Here is a 12,067-nt window from a genome sequence, read left to right on the forward strand (position 1 = left end):
CGCGCCGGACTTGGCCCCACATAATAGACCACCGCGCCCTCAAGGCTCACGGGCAGGGGTTCGCCCCTGTCCAGGGTTTCCACAAGGCGTTTGTGGGCTGCGTCGCGCGCGGCCAGTATGGTGCCGGAAATAAGCACCCTGTCTCCGGCGCGCAGTGAACGGGCAGTGGCATCATCAAAGGGAGCGCGTATTCTTTTGATTTCTTCTGACATGGCTCCCTCCTACAGCACGGCTTCGGCGTGGCGCGCCGCGTGGCAGTTGATATTTACGGCTACCGGCAAGGAAGCGATATGTGTCGGCGCCCATTCCACATGTACCTTGAGGGCGGTGGTGATGCCGCCCAGACCCTGGGGGCCGACGCCGGTTTTGTTGACCATTTCCAGCAGCTCATCCTCAAACGCCGCATAGCGCGGGTCGTGGTTGCGGCTTTCAAGGTCGCGGGCGGCAGCGCGCTTGGCGCATATGGCGGCCATTTCCATTGTCCCGCCTATGCCGACGCCGATGACCAGAGGCGGACAGGAATTGGGGCCGGCGGCCAGCACCGCATCCAGAACCACCTTGCGCACTCCGTCAATGCCGTCTGCCGGCACGAGCATCTTGAGCACGCTCTTGTTTTCCGAGCCTGCCCCCTTGGGGGCCAGCCGCAGGCGCAGCCCGTTGCCGGGTACAATGCGGGTATGGATGACGGCAGGGGTGTTGTCCTTGGTGTTTTTGCGCTCAAACAGTGGCTCGTCCACACAGGATTTGCGCAGATATCCTTCAGTGTACCCCTTGCGGATGCCCTCATTGACGGCATCTTCAAAAGGACCGCCCACAATGCGCACATCCTGTCCCACTTCGGCAAAGACCACGGCAAGGCCGGTATCCTGGCACAGGGGCAGATCGCCCCTGGCGGCGATTTCAGCATTTTCCAGCAGTTGATCCAGGATGTTACGCCCCACGGGCGATGGTTCGCGCGTTCGTGCCGCGCGCATGGCCGCAACCATGTCGTCCGGCAGGCGGTAGCAGGCTTCTATGGCCAGTTCCGCCACAGTGCGCGCTATGTCGTCAAAATGGATTTCCTTCATGTCCACACCGTCCCGTTCTTTATCAGCATTAACTGCTGTGGCGCCCATGGCCACAGCGCACCTGACGGCAGCCTAATGGAAAGGCCAGATCAGGGGGATAAGCAGCCAGCACATGATAAGGGTAATGAGCTGCAAGGGCCAGCCGGCCTTGACGTAATCAAGGAACGTGTACCTGCCGGGGCCAAGTACGATGGTGTTGGGCGGCGTGGCAATAGGCGTAAGAAAGCAGGCCGAGGCTGACATGGCTATACCCATGATGATGGGCAGGGGAGAAATACCGCTGCCCAGAGCAATGGGCAAGGCCAGAGGAGCCATAAGGGCTGCCGTGGCGGTATTGGACATGAAGTTGGTAATGATCGCCGTGAGCGCACAGCAGACGAGCATGAGCAGCCAGGGATCGCTGACAGTGCTGACCACCGCGTTGGCTACAATAGCCGCCGCGCCGGACTTGTCCATTGCTGCCGACATGGACAGCATGCCCGCAAACAGAAAAATGGTTGTCCAGTCAACGCTGCGGAATGCTTCACGCATGGTCATACAGCCGGTAATGACCATCATGCAGGCGCCAAACATGGCCGCCGTCGTCAGGGGAACAAGTTCACTGGCCATCATGAAGACTACGAAGGCAAAGACGGCCATGGCATGCCACATTTTATTTTCGCGGCGCGGCTGGGCTTCTTCCGACAGAACAGCATCGTCGATCTGTCGTCCTTCGGGCAAAAAGCGGTGTCCTATCAGTCCGTAGTAAAGAAGGCCCGCGACCAGAAGCGGAATGCCGATCAGACCGAATTCGAAAAAGCCGAAAGGACTTTGCCCGGTCTGAGAGAGCATGGAGTTGATGATGCCGTTGGGCGGCGTGCCTACCAAGGTTACCGTGCCGCCAAGAGAAGCCGCAAAGGCTACGGGCATAAGCACTTTTCCGGGGGCCAGCTTGGCCTTCATGCACATGCCGAGAATCATCGGCACGGCGACCACCGTGGTTCCTGTATTGGAAAGCACAGAGGAAAGCAGTCCCACTGCGGCCATGGCATAAACAAGAAGCTTGATGGGGTTGCCTTTGGAAAGCCTGACAGCCAGAGCACCAACCTTGTCTGCAAAGCCGGTAATGAATGTGGCCTCACCCACGATAAACATGGCCATGAACAGTACCACTGTGGGATCGCCAAAGTAACTGAAGGCGACTTTTGAAGATATGACGTTTGTCAATGACAGGGCCACCGGCACAAGCAGTGCTGTTATGGGCAGCGGTACAACTTCAGTAAAAAACATGATTGCCGCAATAACAAGAATGCCCAGGGTGATGTACGCTTTTGTCGGATCTTCAGGCAGCTTTATACCCAGTTGGTTTGCGGCGAACACATCCTGGGCAGCAATAATTGCAAGCATTGCCACAACCATTGCAAGAAAAAAAGATCGCTTCATCCGTCAACCTCCAAGCAAGATAGAGTTGATGGTGTCTCTTTCATGCCATAAAGACAAATTATGAAGCATTAGAGACGTTTATGTATAGCGCTATAAATTTAATCAATATACTTACACGATTATTTATTCATTACAATAGATTTTTATTGAATGAGTGATCAATGATACATATTTTCAAGAAAAACAGTAAAGAAGGAAAAAAAATAACTATAATGCATTGAATGTAAAAAAAATCACAATATAGTGTGATTGAATAGAGTTGTTGGTTAATCATTATTAATAAACTATCTATTTAAGAATATGCACATGTATTGTTCTTGTGTTATTTTCCATTGATGTTTTGTTATTTGCAGTGCCGCTGTATGGGAAATGTAACCTGGCAATGCGGGGCCGTCAGGAGAATATTTTTGTCTGATAGTTATATATTCAAATGTTATATGTTTTATATTATGATACCACCCAGGCGGGTTGCCTGACCATAAGAAAGCCCGTTGGCAACGGAGAAACACCTTGCCGATAACGGCGGACAGGCTAAATGCAGGCGTGTTTTTTCGCTCTTCCGGCAGAGGGCTTCAATGTGGTGTGTTTTGTGCTTTTGGGGTACAAAGGGGCGGCAATCTGTCTGAACTCCAGGCAGGCCGGGGATAATACGCGCAAGATGGAAAAGCATGTTTCGTTTCGTGAAGCTTTTCCCGTTGTCTGGTGCGTCAACCCGCTGTTTTTGCTGTTTCAATGTGCCGTTTTCAGACTATGGCAACTGTGAACACCCATTCTGGTAATTTCCGGCAAGATGTCTGGAGCCGTGATTCTGCCAAAGGGCTTGCATAAAAAAAATTTGGCAAGTAGGGATTGAATCTGCCGCATTTACCCGGGTATATGTGTGCGCTGCGGGGGGCGGGGTTGTCGCCCGTGCGTTCACTGGTGGGCGGTTCTGCCGTTCACGCTGAACATAAAAAATTTGGAGGATTTGTAATGAAACGTCTTGTTGCGCTTTTTGTCGCCGTGGGTCTGATCTGTGGGCTTGCTCTCAGCACGGCTCCCACTGCGGGGGCGGCTACTGTCATCAAAATGGCCGGTATGAAGCCGGAAGGCGAACCGGAAACCATAGGCATGCACCTGTTTGGCAAGTATCTGAAAGAACTTTCCAACGGCAAATATGAAGTGCAGGTTTTCCCCAACAGCCAGCTTGGCAAGGAAGACGCCTACATTGCCGCGACCCGCAAGGGCATCATCCAGATGTGCGCCACCGGCACCCAGACCTCGGCTCTGCATCCGGCCATGGCCATGCTTGAAACCCCCATGCTGTTCGACAATCTTGACCATGCCCGCCGCGCCATGGAAGGCAAGACGTTTGAGCTGATCAATGAGGGTTTTACCGAAAAGTCCGGCCTGCGTACCCTTAACGCCTTTCCTTTGGGCTTCCGCCACTTCTATTCCAAAAAGCCCATCAAGGAAGTGAAAGACCTCGAAGGCCTGCGCATGCGCGTACCCAATATTCCCCTGTACACCAACTTTGCCAAGGAATGCGGCATCAGCGGGCAGCCCATGCCCTTCGCCGAAGTCCCTGGCGCCCTTGACCAGGGTGTGATTGACGGCGGCGACAGCCCCCTTGCGGACATCGTCAGCCTCAAGATGTACGAAATCACTCCCGAGATCAGCCTTTCCGGCCATATCCTGGTCATCCATTCCCTCTACATCAACGACAAATTCTTCAAGTCCCTGCCTGAACAGGACCAGAAGTGGATTGAAGAGGCCGCCAAACGTTCCGCCGATGACGTGTGGGCTATGGTTGCGGACGGCGATGAAAAGGCCAAGGCCACCATTCTTGCCAACAAGGGCAATATTCATGAGCCGAGCAAGGAACTTCATGAGCATCTGGTGAATGCCGGCAAGCGCAGCTGGAAGCTTTTTTACGACACTGTACCCAATGCCCAGGCCATTCTTGATAGCGCCGACAGCTATCGTGAATCCAAATAAGACACAGTATGTTGCTACAAAGGGCCAGAAAGCATTTTCCGGTCCTTTGTAGCAAGCAAGCCAGACAGGCCGTGCCGCATGACAGGCGGCTGCGTGCCGTTTTCGCAGAGGTTGCAGATGCAAAACGAAAATTCAAAAGAATACCCGCCGGACCACGCTCCCGGAGTATACACCCTACATGAACCGGACCTGAATCCGCCCAAAGAGACAAAAGCTCAGCTGCTTTTTGAAATTTTTTGTGCAGCGATTTTTTTGGGCATGATCGGCCTGGTTTTTTATAACGCTTTTCTGCGTTACGTTTTTTCGTCCAGCTATCCTCCCAGTGAGGAATGGGCGCGCTTTCTTTTCATTTACATCACGTTTTTCGGCGCCATCGAAGCTTTTTACCGCAACAAACACATTGCTGTGGACATGTTTGTGGTGCTGCTCAAGGGCGCATCGCGCAAGTATGTTGATATTACAGCATCACTTTGCAGCATTTTTGCCCTGGGGCTGCTGCTGTACGGCGGCATCGTCAACGTGCTGCAGACCATGGATACCTATTCCGTGGCCACGGATGTCAATATGGCCTTTATCAACGGCACCTTGCCCATCATGGCTTTTTGCGCCCTGATCTTCCAGTTGCGCTCCCTGGCGGTGCTCGTTCGTCGTCCGGCAGACACCTTCCATAAGGGATAGGAGAGAAAAATGGAGCTGTTTATTTTTCTGGGAACTCTCTTTTTCTTTCTTGCTCTTGGCATTCCTATCGCTCTGGTTCTGGTGCTCTGCGCCATAGTGCTCATGTGGCACTCCGGCATGTGGGACGCCATGATCATCCCAGGCAGCATGCTGGACGGGGCCAACAACTATCCCCTCATGGCTATTCCCTTTTTTGTGTTCGCCGGCGAAATCATGTCCGCGGGCGGCCTTTCAAAAAGGGTGGTGCAGCTGGCCCAGCTCATGATCGGCCGGGTTCGCGGCGGGCTTGGCTATGCGGCCATTATCGCGAGTATTCTTTTTGCAGGTCTTATGGGCAGCTCTGTTGGCGAAGCCGCGGCTTTGGGCGGGCTGCTGCTGCCCATGATGAAGCAGGTGGGGTATAATCCGGGTCGCGCCGGGGCTGTTATTGCCTCGGGCGCCATTCTTGGTCCCATCATTCCGCCGAGCACCAACTTCATTCTGCTTGGCGCCACCATCAGCGGCCTTTCCATTACCAAGCTGTTCATGATCGGCCTTGTGCCCGGCATTATGATCGGTCTGGCACTCATGGTCGTGTGGTTCTTTGTGGTACGCATCGACGGCTACAACGAAACCATCACCTTTACCAGGGCCGAAGCCATAAAGATTCTTTTTGATGCAACCCCGGCCTTCATGATGCCGGTGCTGCTGCTGGGCGGTATCCGTTTCGGGATATTCACCCCCACTGAGGGCGGTGCCTTTGCGGCCATCTACGCCATCGCAGTGTGCATGCTCTATTACCGCGAGCTTTCATTTCGTGATCTTTTGCGTGTGAGCGCCCGCGCCGCGCACACGACTTCTGTGGTCATGCTGGTTGTTGCCGCAGCCACTGCGGTGGGCTGGTTTATCACCATTGCGCAGATACCCAATCAGATGACAGCGTTGTTTACGCCCCTGATTGACAATCCCATTATGCTGCTGCTGGCGATCAACCTTTTCCTCTTCCTTATCGGCATGGTCATGGACCTGACGCCCAATATCCTGATCTTTGCGCCGGTGTTTTACCCGTTGATCCAGCAGGCGGGCATTGACCCGTATTACTTCGGGCTGCTTTTTGTGCTCAACCTCGGTATCGGCGTTATCACACCGCCGGTGGGCACAGTGCTGTATGTTGTGTGCGGCATTGGCAATATCAAAATAACGCAGCTTGTTGTCAAACTGATCCCCTTTATTTTGATAGAAGTCATCATGCTGCTTGTGCTGCTCTTCTTCCCCTCGCTGTCGCTTACGCCCCTCAACTGGCTTATGGGCGGCAACTAGAGCAGATTAACTTTGAAAAAGGGTAAAATGCTCTAACGCTGCACGAAAGTGCAGTGCGTCACAACGTGGCGTGGGTTCAGCCGAAAATCGCATTTTTCGACTGAATGAACATGCTGAAATATGAAGCATTTCAGCGCTAACCTGCTCAGGAGCACGGTAAAGAACCGTGTTCTGAAGAGGCAGAGCATTGCAGACTGAAGTGCTCCGGCTCATTATGAAAAAGCCGCTCCGTAAGGAGCGGCTTTTTCATGCGCATGCATATCTTCGGGCGCGTGAGCTGACGTGACTGGCAGCCGAGGCAGGGGGGCAGCGCTCCGTCATCTCCAGTATGCCTCCGCATGGCCCAGATCGTCCACAACCAGGGTAGGCTGGACGCTTTCCTTTTCAAGGTCCGCGCGCACTGCCTCGCCGCTCAGCACAAGAATGAAATCAATGCCGGCATTTTCCGCCAGCTTTTTATCTGTGCTGAGGCGGTCGCCCACCATGACCATTTCATCTTTGGCATAGCGCTTCAGAAGCGGGGCCAGCACCGTGGGGTCCGGCTTGCCGAAGATGTGCTGCGGGCTGCGCCCGGTGGCGGTCTGGTACAGGCTGATGAAGCTGCCCACATCAGGAAGCGGGCCTTCGGGGGAGGGGCATACAAGGTCGGGATGCGTCGCCAGAAAAAGCACCTTGCCGTCCTGAAGCAAAAGGGCCGACCGGGCCAGCTTTTCATAGGTCAATTGGGTGTCATAGGCCAGAATGACTGCCTGCGCGCCATCTTCGGTCAGCTGCAGTTCGGGCATGCGGCTTTGCAGGTCGCTTTGAAAATCGCTGTTTCCCACGGGATAGGCGCGGCTGATATTGTTGGCGCGCAGAAAATCCACCAGGGGGCTTACCGGCGAAAGCATGCGCTCAATATGGGCGGGAATGCCCATGCCCCGGAGTTTTTCCACATAGCTTGCGGGCGATTTGGACGTATTGTTGCTGAGAAAATAAAAATCCAGGTCCTGCCAGTGGCGCTGTATAAAGCTTACGGCCCCTTCAATGGGGATATGCCCAAGGTATACGGTTCCGTCCATATCCAGAATCACACAGCGCTTCTTTGACCAGTTCATGACATTCCTTTTTCTTGTATCCGTGTCGCGTTTTTGTTCCGCTTTTTTTGTAAAAAAAGCAGAGAGCAGGCAGGGCATATCCAACTTTTTAATAAGATTCGCAAGCTTGACGCAAGACAGCAAAAAGCTCAACATGGCAGGCAGAAAAAACAGATGTCATCCTGCCCTGCAAGGCTGGCCCGAACAAGTGCGGCCCGCCTATTCTATCCGGACATGGTTGCATAAGCTACATATATATCAGGAGACTGCATGCTGGAAACAACCGTTGTAGTCATTGGAGGCGGCGCGACCGGCATCGGTGCGCTGCGCGACCTGTGCATGCGGGGAATTCCCGCCATTTTGCTTGAGCAGGGGGGCATCGCCCACGGAACCAGCTCACGCTTTCATGGTCTGCTGCACAGCGGAGCGCGGTATGTCGTCAATGACAATGAATCCGCCCGGGAGTGTATTGAGGAAAACATGATCGTGCGTCGTATCGGCAGGCAATGCGTCGAGGAAACCGAAGGTTTTTTCGCGCTTACGCCGCAGGACGACCCCGCATATGTTGAAAAGTTTGTCATGGGTTGCCGCGAGGCTGGTATTGACGCGCAGGAAATTGACGTGACCGAGGCGCTGCGCCTGGAGCCGAATCTTTCGCCTGAGGTGCGCCGGGTTTTTCGTGTGCCGGACTCCTGTGTGGACGGCTTCCGTCTGGTGCTGCACAACGCCATGTCTGCCCGGCGTCATGGCGGGCGTATGCTCACCTACCATGAGGCAACTGCCATAAAGTTGCGCAATGGCCGGGTGTGCGGCGTTACAGCCATTGACCGCCACACCGGGGCAACCGTTGACATTGCCTGCCAGTGTGTCATCAACGCCGCAGGCTCGTGGGCCGGACGCATTGCGGGCATGGCTGGCCTTGATGTGGCGCTTTCGCCCGACAGGGGAACGCTGGTGGTTTTCAACCACCGTTTCACCTCAAGGGTCATCAACCGTCTGCACCCCAGCGGCGACGGCGATATTTTCGTGCCGCACGGCTCCATCACCATTCTCGGCACCACCTCCGCATCCACCGACAGGCCGGACGACACCACCCCCACAACGGAAGAAGTGCTGCGCCTGCTTGATATTGGCGAGCCGCTTTTTCCTCAGGTGCGCCAGTACCGCATTTTGCGCGCATTTGCCGGAACCCGTCCGCTGTATACGCCGGGCGGGGCGGCAGGGCGCAAGGCCAGCCGCAATTTTCATATTGTGGACCACGCGGATGAGGGCCTTGAGGGTATGGTCAGCATTTTCGGCGGCAAGCTCACCACCTATCGCCTCATGGCGGAGCGCGTCGTTGACCGGGTTTGCGCCAAGCTGGGCCACAGCGCTGTGTGCCGCACGGCAACTGAAGCCCTTGTGCCGGATGCGGACGAAGCCGTGCTCAAGCGGGCGTCCCGCTTCTTTCCCATGCAGGGCCTGAATCTCATGGCCGACCGGCTTGGCGATGACCTGCCTGCCGTGCTGGAGCTGGCCGAAAAACAGGCGGGCAATCCGCTGATTTGCGAATGCGAGATGGTGAGTCTGGCTGAAATTGAATATGTGGCGCGCCAGCCTGCCACATTCTCCCTGACGGACATACGCTTGCGTACGCGCCTCGGCATGGGAACATGCCAGGGGGCCTTTTGTTCCCTGCGCACGGTGGGCGCTCTTGCCGAGCACGACGTGCAGCTTGAACTGACACCCACGGACAATGTCCGGCGTTTTCTTCAGGAGCGGTGGGGCGGGCTGCGCTTTGCCCTGTGGGGCATGCAGGCTCGTGAAATGGAACTGAGCCGTGCCATTTATGCTACTACTCTCAACCTGGACGGAGCCGCTCATGAGCAGGACTGTTGACGTACTTGTGGCCGGTTCCGGCATGGCCGGGCTTGTGGCCGCTCTTACTGCCGCAAGCCAGGGCAAGAAGGTCCGCATGCTCACCACGGGCATGGGTTCCCTCGCCATCAGCGGCGGCAATGTCGATATTCTGGCCTATGCGGACGGCAGATATGTGGCCGACCCCTGGGCAGGGATGGCGCTTTTGTCCGCCGAGCATCCGTACAGGATCATGGGCGCGGAATGCGTGCGCGAAGCCATGAAATTTTTTCAGCGCCAGATGGAGGCCCGGCAGTGGCCCATGCAGGCGGCGTCCACTCCGGAGGGGAAGGTGTGCAATGTGCAGATCCCCACTATTATGGGTACGCTCAAGCCAACCCATCTGCTGCCGGCCGGGCTGGATACCAAGGCCCTCAGCAAGGCGCGCCGTATTCTTGTGGTCAGTGTGGAAGGGCTGCGCGATTGCCGCCCGGCGCTTGTCATAAGCCAGTTGCGCCGCTACAGGGCCTGGGCCGACAGGGAATTTGTCCCGCTCACAGTGCCTTCGCCTCTGGGCGAAACGCACCGCAGCGCCACGGCTCTTGATCTCGCGCGCCTGATGGACAAGCCGCAAAGCCGTCAGTGGCTGCTTGAGACGCTGAAATCTCACGCAGGTTCCTGCGATCTGGTTCTTTTGCCGCCCATCTGTGGCAGCAAGGCCCGGCCGGACGCCTGGCAGGCCGTTGAGGCGGCGGCTGGATGTCCTGTTGTGGAAATGCTGTCCATTCCTCCGGGAGTGGGAGGGCTGAGGCTGCGCGATGCGCTTTTGCGGGCCTTGCGCGAGTATGATTTTGAACTGTTTGAAAATGCCAGGGTGCTTCGCGCTGAAACTGTCGGCAAAAAATGCACGGCGCTCGTGGCTGAAGCTTCCGGTCAGGAGCGTCGCCACGAGGCCCGCACGTTTGTGCTGGCTACGGGCGGCATTTTGGGGGGAGGGCTTGACCTGGCTCCCGGTTCCGCCCGCGAAAGCATTATGGGGCTGGACATTGCCGTACCCGATGATGTGGAGCAATGGTCGGAATCCGAGCTTTTCGGCAAGCATCTGTTCGCCCGCATGGGGGTGCGTGTTGACAGCACCATGCGCCCGGTCAGTTCTCAGGCCGCTGTCTGCTGGAACAACGTTTTTTTTGCGGGGCGCAGCCTGGGCGGCTATGACTACGCAACGGAAAAGAGCGGTCACGGCGTTGCCGTTGCCACTGGCTGGCAGGCCGGACGTATGGCCGCAGCGGCAGCTTCGGAGGAGAGCATATGAGCACGCGCATAAATCCCGATCACTGCATCGCCTGCACCACCTGCGTTGTGCATTGCCCCGTGGCTGACGCAACCTCCAAGTTTCTTGGTCCCCGCATGATCGGCCCTGCCTATGAGCGCTTCCGCCTGCTGGGGCTGAATGAAGATCCGTCGCTGCATTACTGTTCCAATTGTAAAAACTGCGACATCACCTGCCCGCACGGCGTGCCTGTCTCCAGTCTGAACATGATGGCGCGGGCCGACCAGTGTAAAAAAACGCCCCCCGGCCTGCGTGACTGGATTTTGGGCCACGGCGAACTGATGGCAAAGTGGCTGCATCTTATCCCGGCGGTGCTTAAAAACTTCGGCATGCTCAATCCGGTGACGCGGCAGGTGCTGCACAAACTCGGCATACACAAGCGCGCCCCCTTGCCCGCTTTTGCCGGCAGCAACTTCCGCACATTGGCGCGCAAGGTGAAGCAGCCGGAAACCGGGCGCAACGTGGTTTTTTATCCTGGCTGCTATGTGGACGTGTACGACCCGCAAACCGGGTTGGACATGATCTGGGCCATGAACCGGGCCGGCTACAAGGTTATTGTGCCGCAGGATATCGTTTGCTGCGGCCTGCCGATGGTTGCCAATGGCTTTTGGCAACACGCCAGAAGCAATGCCGAGCACAATCTGCGCGCCTTGGCGCAGTGGCGTGATCAGGGGCTGCCGGTAGTCACGGGTTGCCCCAGTTGCGCGCTCATGTTTCGTGTGGATCTGCCCGAATATTTTCCTGACCTGGATGCAAAGTATGGGGCATGCCGTCTGGACGACGCGCAGGATTTTCTGCTGGCGTGCGCCGATTCCGGGGAACTGGACACTGCGCCGGACAAATCCCTGCAAGACCAGCCGGATATGAAGATCATCTATCATGCTCCCTGCCACTTGCGCGCGCAGGGCAACGGCCTGCCCAGCCTTGAGCTGTTGCGGCGGCTGCCCGGAGTAAGCGTCAGCGACGCGCATGCCGGGTGCTGCGGCATTTCGGGCAGCTATGGCTTCAAAACCGAGAAATACGATATCGCGCAAGAGGTGGGAGCCGCGCTTTTCGCTGCCGTCAAGGAAAGCGGCGCGGATGTTTCCGCTTCAGAGTGTGGAACCTGCCGCGTGCAGATCAGGCATGGCAGCGGCAAGGACTGTCTGCATCCTGTGAGCATCCTGCGGCAAAGGCTGGAATCCGGGAATAAAAGCAGAAAAGCATAAAGCAGAAGGGCGAGTAAAAACTCAGGGCGGGGAACGCATTGTTCCCCGCCCTTTTTGTAACTAGAAAACCCCCCGCTAGGCGGGGGGTTCTAAAAAGCTTATAGCTTTGCCCAAGTGAGTAAAACTCCTTTTGATTTGTTAAAAAATCTCGCGGTCTGGCAACTGCGAGTCAAC

The 12,067-nt window shown here is 56.2% G+C and carries 10 protein-coding genes; 6 read left to right on the top strand and 4 right to left on the bottom strand.

The window, feature by feature from the left end; genetic code table 11:
• The 3 genes from V6C16_RS03700 to V6C16_RS03710 form a co-directional block, all read right to left on the bottom strand.
• The coding region (locus V6C16_RS03700; RefSeq protein WP_333542778.1) for a fumarate hydratase C-terminal domain-containing protein at positions 1-212 on the bottom strand (212 nt) is incomplete at its 3' end.
• A gap of 9 nt (positions 213-221) precedes the next feature.
• Positions 222-1,067 carry a fumarate hydratase gene (locus tag V6C16_RS03705; RefSeq protein ID WP_333542781.1) on the bottom strand — a complete coding sequence of 282 codons (846 nt, stop codon included), beginning with the start codon at positions 1,065-1,067 and terminating at the stop codon, positions 222-224.
• 72 nt (positions 1,068-1,139) lie between these two features.
• The gene (locus V6C16_RS03710; protein ID WP_333535329.1) at positions 1,140-2,489 is read right to left on the bottom strand and encodes an SLC13 family permease; all 1,350 of its coding nucleotides are present in this window, start codon (positions 2,487-2,489) and stop codon (positions 1,140-1,142) included.
• A 972-nt stretch (positions 2,490-3,461) separates the two neighbouring features.
• Between V6C16_RS03710 and V6C16_RS03715 the strand changes: the two genes are divergently transcribed.
• The 3 genes from V6C16_RS03715 to V6C16_RS03725 all read left to right on the top strand — a co-directional run bounded on the left by V6C16_RS03715 (position 3,462) and on the right by V6C16_RS03725 (position 6,443).
• Entirely contained in the window at positions 3,462-4,466 is a 1,005-nt protein-coding gene (locus tag V6C16_RS03715) for a TRAP transporter substrate-binding protein (RefSeq protein ID WP_333535328.1), read from the top strand.
• A gap of 117 nt (positions 4,467-4,583) precedes the next feature.
• Positions 4,584-5,144 (top strand): TRAP transporter small permease, encoded by a 561-nt coding sequence (locus V6C16_RS03720; protein ID WP_333535327.1) that lies wholly within the window; start codon positions 4,584-4,586, stop codon positions 5,142-5,144.
• A 9-nt stretch (positions 5,145-5,153) separates the two neighbouring features.
• On the top strand, positions 5,154-6,443 hold the full coding sequence (locus tag V6C16_RS03725; RefSeq protein ID WP_333535325.1) for a TRAP transporter large permease: 1,290 nt from the start codon (positions 5,154-5,156) through the stop codon (positions 6,441-6,443).
• 317 nt (positions 6,444-6,760) lie between these two features.
• Here the strand turns inward: V6C16_RS03725 and V6C16_RS03730 are convergent, their stop codons facing one another.
• Positions 6,761-7,540, bottom strand: coding sequence for an HAD-IIA family hydrolase (locus V6C16_RS03730; protein WP_333535324.1), 780 nt, complete (start codon positions 7,538-7,540; stop codon positions 6,761-6,763).
• A gap of 249 nt (positions 7,541-7,789) precedes the next feature.
• Here V6C16_RS03730 and glpA point away from each other — a divergent pair, with 249 nt between their 5' ends.
• From glpA to V6C16_RS03745, 3 genes are read left to right on the top strand one after another with little or no spacing between them, the layout of a single operon-like run.
• Positions 7,790-9,397, top strand: a complete 1,608-nt coding sequence (glpA, locus tag V6C16_RS03735) for an anaerobic glycerol-3-phosphate dehydrogenase subunit GlpA (protein WP_333542779.1) — start codon at positions 7,790-7,792, stop codon at positions 9,395-9,397.
• On the top strand, positions 9,381-10,667 hold the full coding sequence (glpB, locus tag V6C16_RS03740; RefSeq protein ID WP_333542780.1) for an anaerobic glycerol-3-phosphate dehydrogenase subunit GlpB: 1,287 nt from the start codon (positions 9,381-9,383) through the stop codon (positions 10,665-10,667). Before glpA ends, glpB begins: the two co-directional genes overlap by 17 nt.
• Positions 10,664-11,893 carry an anaerobic glycerol-3-phosphate dehydrogenase subunit C gene (locus V6C16_RS03745; protein ID WP_333535917.1) on the top strand — a complete coding sequence of 410 codons (1,230 nt, stop codon included), beginning with the start codon at positions 10,664-10,666 and terminating at the stop codon, positions 11,891-11,893. Before glpB ends, V6C16_RS03745 begins: the two co-directional genes overlap by 4 nt.
• Positions 11,894-12,067: the final 174 nt, after the last annotated feature.

This window comes from Desulfovibrio sp. 1188_IL3213, from assembly GCF_036763145.1.
Classification (GTDB): Bacteria; Desulfobacterota; Desulfovibrionia; order Desulfovibrionales; family Desulfovibrionaceae; genus Desulfovibrio.